General features: G+C 47.6%; 13 protein-coding genes and 1 other annotated feature. Of the genes, 4 read left to right on the top strand and 9 right to left on the bottom strand.

Annotated elements, in window-relative coordinates:
* Positions 1-10 precede the first annotated feature (10 nt).
* The 7 genes from KNQ02_RS01020 to KNQ02_RS00990 form a co-directional block, all read right to left on the bottom strand.
* Positions 11-367: a flagellar protein FlaG gene (locus tag KNQ02_RS01020; protein ID WP_214807192.1), complete on the bottom strand. Its 357-nt coding sequence runs from the start codon at positions 365-367 to the stop codon at positions 11-13.
* A gap of 510 nt (positions 368-877) precedes the next feature.
* Positions 878-1,825 carry a flagellin Hag gene (gene hag / locus KNQ02_RS01015; RefSeq protein WP_214807190.1) on the bottom strand — a complete coding sequence of 316 codons (948 nt, stop codon included), beginning with the start codon at positions 1,823-1,825 and terminating at the stop codon, positions 878-880.
* Positions 1,826-2,051: 226 nt separating this feature from the next.
* Positions 2,052-3,335, bottom strand: a complete 1,284-nt coding sequence (locus tag KNQ02_RS01010; protein WP_214807188.1) for a methyl-accepting chemotaxis protein — start codon at positions 3,333-3,335, stop codon at positions 2,052-2,054.
* A gap of 208 nt (positions 3,336-3,543) precedes the next feature.
* Positions 3,544-5,058 (bottom strand): peptide ABC transporter substrate-binding protein, encoded by a 1,515-nt coding sequence (locus tag KNQ02_RS01005; protein WP_214766811.1) that lies wholly within the window; start codon positions 5,056-5,058, stop codon positions 3,544-3,546.
* A gap of 94 nt (positions 5,059-5,152) precedes the next feature.
* Positions 5,153-5,389: a binding site (T-box leader), on the bottom strand.
* A gap of 62 nt (positions 5,390-5,451) precedes the next feature.
* Positions 5,452-5,844 carry a hypothetical protein gene (locus KNQ02_RS01000; protein WP_214807187.1) on the bottom strand — a complete coding sequence of 131 codons (393 nt, stop codon included), beginning with the start codon at positions 5,842-5,844 and terminating at the stop codon, positions 5,452-5,454.
* A gap of 622 nt (positions 5,845-6,466) precedes the next feature.
* A complete protein-coding gene (locus KNQ02_RS00995; RefSeq protein ID WP_029331434.1) occupies positions 6,467-7,297 on the bottom strand; it encodes a GNAT family N-acetyltransferase in 831 nt (276 codons plus the stop codon).
* Positions 7,298-7,360: 63 nt separating this feature from the next.
* The gene (locus KNQ02_RS00990; RefSeq protein ID WP_214807186.1) at positions 7,361-7,843 is read right to left on the bottom strand and encodes a hypothetical protein; all 483 of its coding nucleotides are present in this window, start codon (positions 7,841-7,843) and stop codon (positions 7,361-7,363) included.
* Between the two features lie 138 nt (positions 7,844-7,981).
* On the opposite strand from KNQ02_RS00990, the gene KNQ02_RS00985 reads away from it, so the two are divergent.
* Complete coding sequence (locus KNQ02_RS00985; RefSeq protein ID WP_029331436.1) at positions 7,982-8,485, top strand: hypothetical protein; 504 nt, start codon at positions 7,982-7,984, stop codon at positions 8,483-8,485.
* Between the two features lie 48 nt (positions 8,486-8,533).
* On the opposite strand, the gene KNQ02_RS00980 is transcribed toward KNQ02_RS00985, so the two are convergent.
* Positions 8,534-9,796, bottom strand: a complete 1,263-nt coding sequence (locus tag KNQ02_RS00980; protein WP_214807185.1) for a HAMP domain-containing sensor histidine kinase — start codon at positions 9,794-9,796, stop codon at positions 8,534-8,536.
* Positions 9,793-10,455 (bottom strand): response regulator transcription factor, encoded by a 663-nt coding sequence (locus tag KNQ02_RS00975; RefSeq protein ID WP_088837783.1) that lies wholly within the window; start codon positions 10,453-10,455, stop codon positions 9,793-9,795. Before KNQ02_RS00975 ends, KNQ02_RS00980 begins: the two co-directional genes overlap by 4 nt.
* A 131-nt stretch (positions 10,456-10,586) precedes the next feature.
* Here KNQ02_RS00975 and KNQ02_RS00970 point away from each other — a divergent pair, with 131 nt between their 5' ends.
* The 3 genes from KNQ02_RS00970 (at position 10,587) to KNQ02_RS00960 (ending at position 15,703) form a co-directional block, all read left to right on the top strand.
* Positions 10,587-11,726, top strand: coding sequence for a hypothetical protein (locus tag KNQ02_RS00970; protein WP_214807184.1), 1,140 nt, complete (start codon positions 10,587-10,589; stop codon positions 11,724-11,726).
* A gap of 183 nt (positions 11,727-11,909) precedes the next feature.
* Positions 11,910-14,735 carry a sensor domain-containing protein gene (locus KNQ02_RS00965; RefSeq protein ID WP_214807183.1) on the top strand — a complete coding sequence of 942 codons (2,826 nt, stop codon included), beginning with the start codon at positions 11,910-11,912 and terminating at the stop codon, positions 14,733-14,735.
* A gap of 86 nt (positions 14,736-14,821) precedes the next feature.
* Complete coding sequence (locus KNQ02_RS00960) at positions 14,822-15,703, top strand: YitT family protein (protein ID WP_088837786.1); 882 nt, start codon at positions 14,822-14,824, stop codon at positions 15,701-15,703.
* Positions 15,704-15,734: the final 31 nt, after the last annotated feature.

The raw sequence follows: 15,734 nt of genomic DNA, 5'->3' as shown, positions 1-15,734 counted from the left end.
TCCTTTCCCATTAAATCCGTTTATCGATCAGTTGATTAAATTCCATGAACGCCGCAAAGAAATCAAGTTCTTTTTTACTCGGGATTTCTTGCACGACATGATTGTTCGTATCAACGACCTGAATATAAAATTCATTCAGTTTTTCATGTTTGACGAACTTTAGACCGGTGCGTTGCGTTTCTAATTGTATATTTGCTTTATCAATCGCCGTCTCAAGTTTCGTTACGTGTTGCGGTGTCGGTAAGATGACGATCCCTTCTTGCGCCAGTTCTTCTTGATTCGCTTCAACGAAGACGTTCCGCGTTGCTTCGTAAGGTAAGACATTTGCAGGCAGGTGAAGCCGAATTTCCGTATTGATGGAATTCATAGACAAACACTCCTTATTTATTCTCTATGTAGTATATCGGCATCTTCTGTTAACTTGTAATACCTGTTGATAAATTACATAAAAAAAGGCCATGGAACGAGTCCATGACCTTGAAGTAAAAAGTATGACCAATTACGATTAACGGAGTAATTGGAGAACGCCTTGCGGCTGTTGGTTCGCTTGCTACGCGCATTAACTTTCGCTAATGATAAGACTATATCTTCATCCTAGTTTTTACTAGGAGCTGGGCGCTTCCCCCGCCGTTTACGGAGTACGGATTTCATAACCATCGGACATGTCCATTAGGTCGTCTATCCTAGTCGTTGAACCTTCACCAAGGTTTCCCTACAGGTGCTTGGCTGCTGATTGTCCAATCCTTGACGTTTTTCAGAACGGTCACGCTCGCCGTTTCCAGCCACGTTGTCGTACATCAAGGCTCTAAAGGAGTTCCAGCAATTCACCCAGTCATGCTCTGATCAGTTGCCCGATCAGACGCCCGGTGGAATCAAATTACCGAAGGAGTTGAAGCACGCCTTGGGGTGTTTGATTCGATTGAGCCAACATTGCTTGTGCAGCTTGTCCAAGAATCGAGTTCTTCGTTTGGTTCATCATTTCTTTCGCCATATCAACGTCACGGATACGTGATTCCGCAGCTGTTAGGTTTTCAGAAGATGTTTTGAGGTTGTTGATTGTGTGCTCGAGACGGTTTTGGTTTGCACCGAGCTTCGAACGTTCAGCAGAAACACTATCGATTGCTGTCTGGATTTTAGTCACAGCAGAACCAGCAGTAGCTGAGGTAGAAAGATCTAATGCCATTTCGGCTGGTGTATTATTTGTTCCATCTGTTACCGTATTAGCTCCCGTAAATCCTGTACCAGTTCCTGTAATGCCAAGTGCTGCCGCACGCATATCAGTAAACTCTAGCGTCATCGTTTGGTTTTCGTTCGCACCAATTTGTGAAGTGAAAGATGATTTGGCTGGAGCTGCGGCAACAGCTGGAGGTCCAGCTGCTGCGGCAACTGCTGGAGTAACAGTACCTGCAGTTGCATTCAACAGTTTTTGACCATTAAACTCAGCTGTGTTACCAATGCGGTTGATTTCACTTGTTAATTGGTTAACTTCTTTTTGAATTTCTCCACGATCCGAAGTTGTGTTTGTATCGTTACCAGCTTGGACAGCCAATTCACGCATCCGTTGAAGGATATCGTGCGTTTCGTTCAAAGCACCCTCAGCTGTTTGAATCATTGAGATTGAATCTTGTGCGTTACGTGAAGCTTGGTCGAGACCACGAACTTGACCGCGCATTTTCTCAGAAATTGCAAGACCAGCAGCATCGTCGCCTGCTTTGTTGATGCGAAGACCTGAAGCCAGTTTCTCCATTGATTTCCCTTGAGCAGCAGTTGCGCTCGAAAGTTTGTTGTGTGTGTTAAGTGCTGTAATGTTGTGATTGATAATCATTGTAAGTTTCCCTCCATAGGAATAATTTTTTTGTCTCTTTGAAGATCCTTCTTCTCCGAGATGCGCCCCCTGGCCGGCCCAAGAGTAGCGCGGTGGTTGTAGTCGATGACTGCTTCCACTCTATATATCGTCGCCGTGCCGAAATCTTTAACAGTTTCACTCAAAAAAAAAATAAAAAAATTCAAAAGAAAAATCGCAGACGGGACTTCCGCCTGCGATTTCTAAATTAGAGACGCGTTGCTCCTGTTTCTTCCTGCAGTTGTTCTGCGACTGCGACCAGCTCTTCCATCGCGCCGTTGACTTCACTGAGTGACGCCGCCTGATGACTAGAAGCCTGCAAGACTTGCTCCGCATGTTTTGACGCTTCTTCGACCATCGCCAGGATATTCGCCGTCGTCAAACCGACTTGGTCAATCTCTTTGTCCGATTTCACGACAAGCTGGTCAACCGATTTAACGCGTGAATAAACATGTTCTGTCGAATGGTGAATTTCTTCGAATGACGACCCTGCCTGTTCGACGAGTCCGACACCGGTCGCGACTTCTTTTTGGACGTCCGTCATTGCATTCGCCGTATCATTGACAAGACGTTTAACACCGGAAATCAAATCGGTGATTTCTTTTGCTGACGTCGCTGTTTGTTCAGCCAGTTTCTTGACTTCCGCCGCAACGACGGCGAAACCACGACCGGCTTCTCCGGCACGTGCTGCTTCAATCGAGGCATTCAAACTGAGTAAGTTCGTCTGTGCTGAAATGTCACTGATGACGTCCGTGATTCGTGAAATTTCACCCGTCATATCCGTCAAACGACCATTGAGTGTCGCGGATTGTTCCATTTTACTTGAAATCATATGCATCGCTTCAACGGAATCCGTCGCGAGCGTCTTACCGTTCTCAGCTTCTGTCTGCATGACCGTCGCGGATTTCAAGGCTTGGTTCATTTCTTGTGCGACTTCATCCATCGTTCGTTTGACCGTACCGAGTGCATCCATCGAGAGGTACGCTTGATCGACGTTTTCGTTCATCTTCGTCGAGAGCTCCGCCATTGCAGTCCGGATGCTTTCACCTGACGCGTTGCCTTCCTGGACGGCTGCCGCGATTTCCTGAGCAGACGCCGTCAGCTTATCGCTTGAGCTGCCCATCTGTGTCGCTTGCTTGCGGATATGTACTACCATCACTTCAAGTTCATGCATCAATTGATCGACTTCGTCGCCACGCTTCGCTTCTTCGAAATCCACATCAAAGTTACCGCTCGCGACTTCGCGTGCCGTTTGTGTCGCTTTTTCGATTGCTTTGATCGGCTGACGGAGAATCAATTGAATCAACAATGAACCGAGAATCGACAAAACTAACCCGATGCCAGCTCCAAATAAAATCGCCTGGTTTTCTGCGACGTCGACTCCACGCGTGAGGAATAATGTCAGCTGGGCAGAAATTCCGCCTGTAATGATTGAAATCACGAGAACCCATACAAATAACCGAATCTTTAAATTGCTACGTAACTTGCTCATATCCGTAACTTCCCTTCCTGATTCTTTTCTCAACATTCTCCTTATCGGCAAGATATGAGAACGCTTTAATAGGATTGACCTGATTTCAAAGTCGGTTATAGGATTTACTTGTCACAAAATAACAATTTGATTTGTGACAATGACAGATCGACACAAAAAAACCGTCCGCTTTGTCATCTGAACATGACAAGGCGGACGGCTGATCTTTTTACTTCCGGTCAATTTCGACGTACTTATAAGAGATGTCTGTCCCGACGTTGTGTCGGGCGAGGTGCGTGACTTCCGTGTTTTGCAAGAAGGCGTTTTTGCGTTGGTAGACCGGCGAAATCGCTTGATCGTCGAGTAACAGCGATTCAGCCTGACTCAACAGTTCCAACCGTTTATCTTGATCGAGTTCTTTTTCTGCCTGTTGCAAGAGACGGTCATACTTTTTGTTCGAGTAATCCATCATGTTGAACGGATTTCCCGTCATGAACAAGTTCAAGTATGTCGTCGCGTCTTGATAATCCGGTGCCCAGCTTGCAAGTGACAAATCATAGTCCCCTCGTCCTTCACGGGCAAGACGTTCCTTCTTCGGCAATGGCAAGAGTTTGACGTCGAGGTTTTGACGCTTTAACGTTCCTTGAATGTACTCCCCAATTTTTTTCGAGACGTCATCGTCCTCGATGATCATCGTCAATTCTAGATTTTGCGGTTCGAGGACTTTCTTCGCCTGCGCTTCGTCGAATGATGACGTGATTTGACGTGTTTTATCGTACTGCGGATCAAGCTCTTGCGGGACGATATAGTCGGCCGGTAACGAGCCGTTTCCGAGTAACGTTTCCGTCAACGCTTCTTTATTATAAGCAGCGTCAATCGCTTGGCGGGTCTGCTTGTCTTTTAAAGCGTCCGTTTTTTGATTCATCCGGATGAAGAACATCCGTGAATCACTGAACGTGTTGTACTCTTTTTTATCTTTATAGTTGATGACGTTTTCCGAGTTGAGCGGTGCGACATCGAGTTCGCCTGTTTCAAACAAGTTGATCGCAAGCATCGGGTCCTTGATGATTTTGACGTCGACTTCGTCAATCTTGACTTGTTTTTGGTCGGCGTAGTCAGCATTTTTCGCGAGCGTGTAGCCTTGCTCCGCTTGATACTTCTTGAACGTGAACGGTCCGTTGTAGACATTCGTCTCCGGATCCGTCCCGAACTTGTCGCCTTGTGCTTTGACGATGTCTTCACGGACCGGCATGTACGTCCCGAACGTCGTCATGCTGAGGAAGTACGGCGTCGGTCGTTTCAGTTCGATTTGTAACGTTTCGTCGTCGATGACTTTCGTTTCTTTGACGGGCTCAAGCAAGTACGCAAACGGGGAGTTCGTCTCGATGACGCGCTCATAAGCATAGCGGAAGTTTTCTGCCGTGACGGGTTTTCCGTCAGACCATTTCGCCGTCGGGTCGAGCTTGAACGTATAGACTTTACCGTCTTCCGATACGCTGTGTGACGCAGCAGCTGCCGGGACGAGTTCATTGTTTTCATCGAAGCGGTACAGTCCTTCATAAATTTGGTTGAAGATGTTCGACGTGATGGCATCTGCCGGGTCAACCGACAGGAGATCATAACTTTCCATCGTGTGCAGGACTTTCTTTTCGTTTTCATTTGGTGCTGCCTGTTCTGTGTCTGTCGTCGAGCATCCTGCGAGTAGGAACGCCGTGCTTGCCGCCGCGATCAATGTCTTCTTCATAAAAAATTCCTCCTAAAGATAATGTGCGTTGGATGATTCGGCGTTCCTTGACGTAAAACAAAAGGCGCCCTCTATGCATAGCAAAAGCTGCTGCATAGAGGACGCCTATATCCGCGCGGTGCCACCTCTAGTTGAGATTAAAAATCTCCTCTTGTCGCTGGTCCAACAACCAGCTAGCCTTGTAACGGGGGCAACCGTCCTGTCTACTGCAATCGTTCAACAGGCTCTCAGCGGTCCATTCCCTAATCAGCTTACCGCGTCAGGCTCTCACCTTTCCTGACTCGCTTTGTCGGCAGTGTTGACGGTACTTACTCCGCGTCGTTGATTTGTTTGATATGGCTTAACTTGGTCTTTACTTTACACGGCTCGGATTTCACTGTCAATCAAAAGTGCTCAAAACGGATGATCTTCCTGTTTCTCCTGTTCTTTCCGGACCGGACGGGGACGAATCGGTTCGACCCGCTCGACGTGGGTCCGTGTAATAATCCGGTTACCAAATGCCGCGTCAAGTAAAATCGTGATGGCCGCTACGATGTGCAATAACATCCCGACGATCGGAATGACACCGACTGTCGATGCGACGATTCCGACGATGTTTCCTTTTGAGACAGTGCCGGCCCGCGCCGTCAACACGACAACCACGATGTGAAACGCAAGCATCAACCATAAGGCGTTATAACCTGACCCGATAACAATCAATCCACCGAGAATCGGAATCCCGAGGATGGCCTCTAAACCACCTGACATCCACTTCAACGTCCGTAATGATTCCTGTCGATCATTCATGTCGTCGCCTCCTCTATTTTTCCATATGTCTAGTATACGACAAAACACGGGAGAGGTTTCAGACTTCCTTTAGATTATGAACTTATTTTTTTCAGCGGTTTCCTTCTCTCCTTATCACTGGATTCCTAACAAAACAGTTTCCGTCGTCCGGGCGCGACTCCTACGGGAAAAGGAAGGGCTCGTCCCTTCCGTCAGGAACAGGCAAGACACGGTCGGCTGCAAGTCGATCGCGGCTTGCGTTCCGCCCGAGGAAAGCGCGCCAACGGACAATAGGAAACGATACTCTATTTTTTTAAAAGAGTAGTAAGACCTAAGGTCTATGCTTACTATACGAGTTCATAAAAAAAGCCCGGTCATTAGACTTTACGTTAAGCTGCTTATGCTCCTATCGTCCGGGCGCGACTCCTGCGGGAAAAGGAAGGGCTCGTCCCTTCCGTCAGGAACAAGCGAGACCCGGTCGGCTAAAAGCCGATCGCGGCTTGCGTTCGGCCCGAGGAAAGCGCGCCAGCGGACGATCAGAAACGATATTCTATTTTCTTAGAGAGTAGTAAGACCTAAGGTCTATGCTTGCTATACGATTTCACAAAAAAAGCCCACTCCCGTGGACTTTCGTTCAACCTTCTTATAATTCAAGCACGTGGAACTGATAACCGCGGCCAACGACGAATCCGGCATCTTTATAGAGATCCAGTGCCCGTGCGTTATCCGTCTCGACATCGAGTTCAAGCTGCGTTCGACCTGTCCGGAACATCGCTTGGACCATCAGTTTCAACATCTTCTTCCCGTAGCCATTGCCCTGCGCTTCCGGACGAACGGCGAACGCATGGATGCTCGCTTGTGTCTCGGATGCTAAATATGCACGGACGACACCGACCGGCTGACCGTTCGCCACACCGACATACGTGACGCGATCCTCTGTCTCAATCGCTTGATAAATCGCTTCCGCCTCGTCCGCTGTATTTCCGAACGACTGTCCGAGCGTCTCGACGATGAACGGACGGTCCGATGCCGTCGCTTCGCGTAATTCGAAATCAGGGTCTGCTTTTAAGAACAATTGCGCTTTTTTCAGCACCATATTGTATTCCGTCATCCGGTACTCTGCCCCAAGCTTGCCCAAGACTGCTTTACCGGATTGACTTGCATCATCAATCACGAACGTAAAGGCTTCCGCGCCCGTTTCGCGCGCTACGCCAGCCGCCGTTTCGACGAGCGATTTAAAAATCCCTTGCTGCCGGTAATCGGGATCAACGAAGACGTTGACTTCCCATTCTGTCGGTAGATACGCGAAGGCTTGCAGGTAGCCAATCAATTTTGAGCCGTCGTAGACAGCAAAATCATTCTCGCCGACATAATCTGCCGCCACCTTCAATTCAATTCCATCATGATCGTTGACACATTTCTCAAGTTGCAAGACATCTGTCGTTTGTAAGACTTTCGTTACTGTAAATTCCATCTCTCTTCACCTCAATCTTTACTATAGCGAACCACTAAAAGAAGCACTAGCAAAAGCTAATGCTTACTGCAGTTTAAATGTTTTCATCATCCGCGGAACGTGATATGTGATCAAGCGTTCGATTGTTTTGTTCCCGACCGCACCTTTAACGGCTTCCGTCGGTTGGACATAATAGTACGTTTTATTGCCCTTCGTCCCAAGATACGTGCCGTACCCGACTTGACGGTCGAACTGTTTTTCCGACAGTTTCTTCGGTTCATAGTTCAAGTTGACGAGCAACTGATCTTTTCCCTTCACCTTATAATAGAGCGAAAACGTTCCACTTCGCGTGACGGTACCGTACTTCGTCTTGACCGTCTTGTTTTTGATCAGCTCGACTTTGTCTTGCGCGATCGCTTTCTTCAGCGTCTCTGTCGCCTTGACGGTATAACCAAGCTGTTTGTTTTGAACCATCCCTTTTTGATAAGAGACGTTCGTCGCACCAAAGGCCGTCACCGGAATCAGACATGCCCCGATTAATAGTCCTGTCATTGCGATTCGTTTCATGCTGATTCCTCCTTTATGTATGCGATAATAGTAAAATTCCCTTTCGTACAATAGGTAAACCTTATTCTCGAAAAAGATTTGACGGAATTGTCTAAATTTCTTACGATAAGAGTAACGAAACGAAATGGGGTTAAAAGGATGGCTGAACAAGAACAATTAACACAAGAACAGCTCGATAATCTGCTCAAGAACTCATTCGCGATGCAGGTACCAATCCTCGAGAAGTTCATGAAAGATACACATGACCGCTATGCACTCGCAACGACTTCTTTCAAACGGGATATGGACGCGATGAAAGAATCGGAATGGCATCAATTCTTCGCCGGCAAATTGTTACCGCACTTCTTCCTCGAGCATCTTGGATTCGGCGCTTCGTTCCGCTTCAACGGACACGATAAAGAAGTCGACCTCCCGGAAAACGTCGTCCCTGTCCGTAATGATGCAGATGACCAAATCGCGAAAGTCGTCCTCGGCGTCGAAAAAGCGATGAAAGACATGCACATCAAAAACCACAGCCTCGTCGCGAAATTTTACCAAGAGACACTCGAACTCGCTTGCCAAATGGGCAGCCGTGTCGGCATGAGTGATGAATTCTATACACTCGTCAAACCGAGTCTCGTCCACGAAAACGAATCAAAATAAGCACTGACAGCCCCGCTCCTCTCGACGAGGAACGGGGCTGTTTTTACATTATAGACGAATAAAGAAACACGCTCCGCCTTGCGGACTCGTTCGAACGCCATAGACCAGTTCATGGCTGTCGAGAATCAAGCGGCTAATCGCAAGCCCGAGCCCGTGCCCGGAACTGCCGTCTTGTTTGACGTATAAATCCCAAATCGTCGCCCGGTCGGACTCCGGGACACCATGCCCCGCGTCCTCGACCGTCAATTCAGTCTCCGTCAGCCGAATGATGACCCGGCTATCAGGCGGAGCTGCCGCGTGGGCATTCATCAGGAAGTTGACGAGGACCCGTTCGAACATGTGCCTGTCAACACGACGCGTGACGGGCACAGCTTCAGCGAAAAGTGCCACCCCCTCCTTCGCAAACGTCGCCTCTAACCGTCCGACCGTATCGAACACCAGGTCATCTAGTCGCGTCTCAATCCGTTCGAGCGGCATCATCCCTCCGGCAAGCTTCGAGTAGACGAGCGTCTCATCAATCAATAGGCCGAGGCGATCCGTCTCCTCGATGATGCTGTCCGTGACATCCGGTAGTTCGTCTAGCGGAATCACTCCTGCTGCGAGCGCCTCCGTTTCGTTGCGGATGATTGCGAGCGGCGTCCGCAAATCATGGGTGATACCGGCGATGAATGACTTTTGCAACGTTTCTTTTTGGAGGAGTTGTTCCTGCATCTCATCGACGGCAGCAATTAACTCACCGACTTCATCATTCGGTCGTTCGGGTAGCGGGACGCTTTTTTTTCCTGCTCCGATTTGCTGGGCGACGGACCGTAAGTTGACGATCGGCCGCGTGAACTGTCGTCCCATATAATAAGCAAGTCCTGTCGCAAGCAACAAGGTCACGAGGAGCGCGACACCAATCGCCAAGTAGACACCGTTCAACGCACTACTCGCGAGCGGTGCATTCCGAATCGTCGTGATGACCGTGTCCCCCTCCTTCAGCTGATAGGTCAACAAACGTTGATTCTGGACATCAATCACGTCTTGTTGCTGCAACTTCTCGAGCGCCGGTAAGTTGACCGGTTGCGGTCCTCGTCCACCGAGGCGTTGCGTTTGTCCGTCGATCGTGATGAAACCTTGAATGTCACGGGGAAGCGGTTGATTGCCGTCGATCGCTTCTTGAATGATATTTGCTTCACGTGCGAGTTGACTGTAGCGTTCGTCTTCCGCAAACCGATTGACGAGCACCGCCGTCAAGACAAAACTCAAGCTACCCATGACGAGGAGCGGTGCGACGACCGCCAGTAAAAACTTCCGCATCAATTTACTCATTCCATCGCCTCCAGTCGATATCCGACCCGGTGGACCGTCTTTAACTGTTGTTTGATCGTCGGTAACTTATCACGCAATTGTTTGACGTGCGTATCGACGGTCCGGGTATCGCCACCGAATGTATATCCCCAGACATCATCCAGGATTTGATCGCGACTGAGTGCTTCACCGATATGTTCGACGAAGTATGTCAACAGCTCAAACTCCATCTTCGCCAGACTGAGCGACTGCTCGCCGTTTTTGACGAGACGCGCTTTCGGATCCAGTGTTAAATCACCCAACCGGAAGGCGGTGTCTTTCGGACGCTGGTTCAGCGCCCGCTCGAGCCGAATCGTCAGTTCTTTCAAGACGACAGGTTTGACGAGGTAATCGTCTGCTCCGAGCTCAAGTCCGAATACACGGTCATCCGCTTCACCACGCGACGTCATCATGAAGACGACGGGCGGCATAGCGACTGCTTTAATCGACGGGACGAGCGACCAGCCGTCCCCATCCGGGAGTCGAACATCGACGAGGACCGCGTCAAACGTCGTTTTGCTTAAGGCGTCCTTCGCTTGTCCAATCGACATCGCGAGTGTCACTTCATATCCGTGGTGCCGTAAAAAACGTTCTGTCACGTGCGCTAACTTTACTTCATCTTCAATCAATAAAATATTCATCGTTATCCCTCCACATGCTTAGTGTACCGCCTTTTCCAGCCGATTTGCTTTTCTTGGCAATTTCTTTGCAACTTCCTCACAACTTCGTTTTCGATCCACGCTAACATACAAGGTGAAAGGAGTGATCAACCATGAAATTCAAAAAACAATGGATCACCGCACTTACAATCAGCGCATTAACAGTAGGAGGAGCTTCTGCTCTCGCTGCAACAAATGATAGCGATGCATCGAAAACGAAATCCGAGCGTCATCACTTCGAAGGTATGAAAAAAATGGACGTTACAATCCTCTTAGATAAACTCGGCATCACAGAAGACGAGGCACAAACAGCACGGGAAGCGAAGACATCGATCGCTGAGCTTGCAGAAGAAAAAGGCATCTCGTTCGCCGACTACAAAGCCGCTGAACTTGCAGCAACAAAAGAACAACTTGCTAGTCTTGTCGCGTCAGGGGATCTTACGAAAACACAATCCGCTGATATGTTAGAACGTCAAACGGAGCGCTTCAGCAAAGTCTCGAGCTATGACGAATTGAAAGAACAGCAGCCTAAAGGGCAACGTCACGGTAACAAGGGCGGTTTCTTTAATAAAGAACTCGTCGCAGATGTCCTTGCCGCACTTAACTTAAATCAAGAGGACTTCGATGCTGCAAACCAATCACTCGCCGCGTTCGCGAAAGCCCAATCAATCCAGTTCGCCGACTACAAAAAAGCGGTCATCGCCTCACAATCAGAACAACTTGACCAATTCGTCAAAGACGGTAAGATGACGGAAAAACAGGCGACGACGATTAAAGAACGGATGACGGAAGAGTTCTCAGACATGACGAGTTATGACGAGTTGCCGGATCGGGAAAAACAAGGACAAGGCAAACGTGACGGCGGAGCACGCGACGTCTTCGGTGACACGACTGCAACGGTCTTAGCGAGTCTCAAACTCGATGAAGCGCAATTCGAAGCTGCCGATCAAGCACTTCCTGAATTTGCGGAAGCGAACGATATCGCCTTCGACGACTTCGAGCAAGCAGTCCTCACCGCTCAAACGGCTGCAATTGATGCGAAACTAGCAGACGGTTCCATCACAGAAAAACAAGCGACGTCGATGAAGGAACGGATGCAAGAACGTGCGGATCAGGTCTCAAGTTATGACGACCTTAAGCAAGGACCACGCGATGGTAGACAAGGTGGTCGTCACCACGGAATGAACGAAAAGAATACGGATCAATCAACGGACCCGAATGCAAGCGAGACATCTGTCGATCTTGCCATTTAATCCATTCAAAAAGAACAGGTGCTTCTGTACCTGTTCTTTTATTTGTTTTTTGATATTCCGATTCTCTTTTTTTGAAAAAACAGTCTATTTTTCGAACTTTAATTGCAATTGTCGCCACTTAGAACCGATACTAGAAATAGGATTACAGATTCTTGAATTACATTCTAGTGAGGAGATATAGCTATGACTTTTTTCGACGCTATGCAACGACTAAGTCGTTCATCGACATCCCCTCTATTCATTGGTGGATTAGAACTCTCACATCCCGATAGCGCAGAATTCTTTTTCCATCAAAACGCGGATGCGATTTTCTTTTTTAACCATCTTGGTGAAATCATATATTTCAATGAAAAATTGCCTGCAATGCTTGGGTATTCCACGGAAACACTGTATGAACACTTTGGAGTATTTAATCCCCCTGAACAAATTGATGCAGTCACAGCATTTTTTGAACGTGCTCTTACAGGAGAGACCGTTCACTACACCGCCCAAGGCCTCCATAACGATCATTATCGGCTGACCTTAAAGATTACGAACATGCCCATTCTTCAAGATAATCGAGTCATTGGTGTATACGGGATCGCACGTGATATCACTCGAGAAAAACAACTTGAAGAAGATGTTGTTCAAATTCGATCACAGCTCGAACTAACGGAACACATTCCAGAACTTGTTGTCTTCCATTACGATCCTTCTACGAGGAGCATCGAACATTCCGCCTCTTTGATAAATTACTTAGGCGTTTCATCTGACGAGTTGGGGACATTATCACGCGAACAGTTACATAACCTCATTCACCCGCGCGATTTTGACCCGCTTCTGTTTAATATGGAGCGACTCATTGATTGTGAAGTGGAGATGTTTGAACAAGAGGTTTCTGTCTTAAATGCCTCAAACGGATATCAATTATTACGCTTAAAAGCATTTCGCCGCCCGGAAAACAATGAACTAATTTCCGTTATCCTGTATGACTTATCGGAAGTCAACGAAGCGCGACGCCAATTAACGCTTGAACGGGAACAGACACGTGAAATTTACGAAGCGCTTGATGCAGCCATTTCGCAAATCGACCCTTCTACTGGCCGAGTCCTCTTCCACTCCCAGGGGTTTCTTCAAATTTTTGAAGAATTGCCAGAGGATTTGTGCTTAAGTCAAAAATGGCTATTCGAGCGAATAGACGAACGGGATCACCTGGCGATGAAACATTTTATCCAACAACTGCTTTCTGGAAAATCCGGAACGATTCAATATCGTCTCCGCTTTCCAGATGGACGACGGAAATGGATTGAAGATCAACAGTTACCTGTTTTCCACCTGGATGGGAACATTGCCTATTCAAACAGTATCATGCATGACATCACGCTTCAAAAAGAGTATGAGGAACGGCTGCAGCAACTCGCATTGATTGATGCAATCACCGAATTGCCGAACCGTCAATTATTAACGGACACCATTGAGGAATGGATGAAGAACGATCAATCTTTCTCCGTTCTTTCGGTTTCCTTCAACCGGATTTCTGAAATCAATAACGCGTTCGGCCATGCATCCGGTGATCAATGGTTACAAGCGACGAGTCGCATTCTGTCGATCACTAAACCGGAAGAAGTATTCCTTGGCCATCTTGGGGGAGATGAGTATGCCATGCTCGTACCCTCCAGTTACAGTGATGACATTACTTCCTGTGCGGAAAAACTGCTCGCACTCTCGGCAAATCCGATTTTGATTGAACCGTATGAATTGTTCGCCCGTATTTCTGCTGGGGTTAGTCGTTTCCCGGGAGACAGTCAGGATGCGATTGAACTGCTAAAACATTCCTACACTGCTTTACGCCGTTCACGACGGGAAGATCACAGTACGTTTCATCATTACGCTTCGAATCTTGACATCGATTACTACAGACGTTACCGACTCGAACAAGACTTACACTATGCCATTGAACGCAACGAGCTATTCCTTGAATACCAACCGAAAGTCGATAGCTGGACCGGAAAAATCATTGGACTTGAAGCTTTAATCCGTTGGCAACATCCAGAATGGGGACGGATTCCGCCAAATGACTTCATCCCCCTTGCTGAGGAAAGCTCACTTCATCTTGCAATTGGCGACTGGGTCATTGAGACCGCATGCCAAGCAATGAACTCTTGGGCACGGGCCGGTTCAAATCTTATTCCAATTTCAGTGAACGTCTCACCAAAACGTTTCTTGATTCCCGGTTTTGAACATCAGATTGAGCAGGCATTGCTAAAATACAATTTATCCCCTCATTTATTTGAACTCGAAATCACGGAAGCAGCACTTATTATGGAAGACCCGAACACGAACCGTATGCTCGAACACTTAAGTCACCTCGGTGTTCGAATTGCATTGGATGACTTTGGTAAAGGTTACTCATCGATGGTTTATTTACAGCGATATCCGATTGATGTCGTCAAGATTGACCGTCAGTTTGCAACGCACATTGCTGATGACGCAAAAGCACAGGCCATTGTTAAAAGCATTCTTTATATGGCGTCCGTCTTCAATCTTTCCGTCGTTGCAGAAGGTATTGAAACGATACGACAGCTGGAAACGTTCCGTGACCTCAATTGTCCGAACATTCAAGGATATTTGTTCAGTCGTCCTGTTTCAACAGAAATCATGCAAAGTTATTTGTTACGGGAAATTTTGTATCCGATTGAAGCCTGCGCCCTGACAAGTGAAGGTACTCCCAGTTTTTCGATTGAAGGGAAAATTAAGATGTTGACGCACCATGAAATGGCGCTGGATTTCGATTATTCGGACATTCATGCGCATCAGACGGATACACGCCACCTCTATTTCACAACAGAAGTCCCGCTGCCTTTAAACACAGCGACCTTCGAAGTCCGTTTATCCGAAGGGTTACAACTTGTCAGCTGCACACTGACCGTCATCGGTTTCGAACATGGACAATATATCGGTGCCTATACGAACACTTCGGAAGCAGAACTCGTTTTACGGTTTTTCCAATCAATTCGACCGTTTATCTAATTATTCGCACTAAGGTTGCTCTCGCATGCCTTAGTGCTTTTTTGTTATAGTAAACACAGAAACACTTTTCAAAAAGGGGGAATTCGATGAGTGGTGCGATCCAAACGAAAGCTCACCGACGAACGACGAAATGGCAACTTATACGCCGCCTTTTGTTATTGACGATTGGTGCCATCGTCTTCGCAATCGGTTTGAAAGGATTCCTTGTTCCGAATAATATCATCGATGGTGGGATTGTCGGAATTTCCATCATTGGGTCAAAACTGACGGATACGACACTTGCATTATGGCTCTTCTTTTTAAATATCCCGTTCATCTTTTTTGGTTATAAACAGATTGGTAAGACCTTTGCCCTGTCTACGCTTTATGCAATTTTCATCATGGCGGTCGCGACGAAATTACTCGAAGGCATCGGACCGATGACGAACGTCGATCTCCTTGCGACCGTCTTCGGTGGTTTAATTCTCGGAATTGGCGTCGGTATCGTCATCCGGGCCAGTGGATCGCTCGACGGAACGGAGATTCTTGCTGTTTCCTTCAGTCGCTCGACCCCCTTTTCCGTCGGTGAAATTGTAATGTTCTTTAACGTCTTCATCCTCGGAGCAGCCGGATTCGTCTTCGGTTGGGACCGGGCGATGTACTCGCTGATTACGTATTTCATTGCCTTCAAGACAATTGATGTCGTCATTGACGGACTCGATCAATCAAAGAGTGTATGGATCATTTCTGAGAACTACGAAGAAATCGGCCTTGCCATCATGGACCGGCTCGGTCGGAGCATGACGTACTTACACGGAGAAGGATCCTTTTCCGGAGATGATAAGAAAGTCATTTTTTGTGTCATCAGCCGGCTCGAAGAAACGAAATTAAAAGAAATCGTCCGCGACTTCGACGAACAGGCCTTCATCGCCATCGGCAACATTCATGACGTCCACGGTGGCCGCTTCAAGAAAAAAGATATTCATTAATTCACAGTTGTTCGAGAAAGGGAGTCGCGCC

The sequence above is a fragment of the Exiguobacterium sp. s102 genome, assembly GCF_018618635.1.
GTDB lineage: Bacteria > Bacillota > Bacilli > Exiguobacteriales > Exiguobacteriaceae > Exiguobacterium_A > Exiguobacterium_A oxidotolerans.
Note: the sequence above shows the minus strand (reverse complement) of the source record. Positions and strands in the feature narration are given on the sequence as shown.

Coding starts and splice junctions, on each gene's coding strand:
- KNQ02_RS00965 (WP_214807183.1), top strand. CDS start 11,910: ATGACTTTTTTCGACGCTATGCAACGACTAAGTCGTTCATCGACATCC.
- KNQ02_RS00985 (WP_029331436.1), top strand. CDS start 7,982: ATGGCTGAACAAGAACAATTAACACAAGAACAGCTCGATAATCTGCTC.
- KNQ02_RS00980 (WP_214807185.1), bottom strand. CDS start 9,796: ATGAGTAAATTGATGCGGAAGTTTTTACTGGCGGTCGTCGCACCGCTC.
- KNQ02_RS00970 (WP_214807184.1), top strand. CDS start 10,587: ATGAAATTCAAAAAACAATGGATCACCGCACTTACAATCAGCGCATTA.
- hag (WP_214807190.1), bottom strand. CDS start 1,825: ATGATTATCAATCACAACATTACAGCACTTAACACACACAACAAACTT.
- KNQ02_RS01000 (WP_214807187.1), bottom strand. CDS start 5,844: ATGAATGATCGACAGGAATCATTACGGACGTTGAAGTGGATGTCAGGT.
- KNQ02_RS00990 (WP_214807186.1), bottom strand. CDS start 7,843: ATGAAACGAATCGCAATGACAGGACTATTAATCGGGGCATGTCTGATT.
- KNQ02_RS00995 (WP_029331434.1), bottom strand. CDS start 7,297: ATGGAATTTACAGTAACGAAAGTCTTACAAACGACAGATGTCTTGCAA.
- KNQ02_RS01010 (WP_214807188.1), bottom strand. CDS start 3,335: ATGAGCAAGTTACGTAGCAATTTAAAGATTCGGTTATTTGTATGGGTT.
- KNQ02_RS01005 (WP_214766811.1), bottom strand. CDS start 5,058: ATGAAGAAGACATTGATCGCGGCGGCAAGCACGGCGTTCCTACTCGCA.
- KNQ02_RS01020 (WP_214807192.1), bottom strand. CDS start 367: ATGAATTCCATCAATACGGAAATTCGGCTTCACCTGCCTGCAAATGTC.
- KNQ02_RS00960 (WP_088837786.1), top strand. CDS start 14,822: ATGAGTGGTGCGATCCAAACGAAAGCTCACCGACGAACGACGAAATGG.
- KNQ02_RS00975 (WP_088837783.1), bottom strand. CDS start 10,455: ATGAATATTTTATTGATTGAAGATGAAGTAAAGTTAGCGCACGTGACA.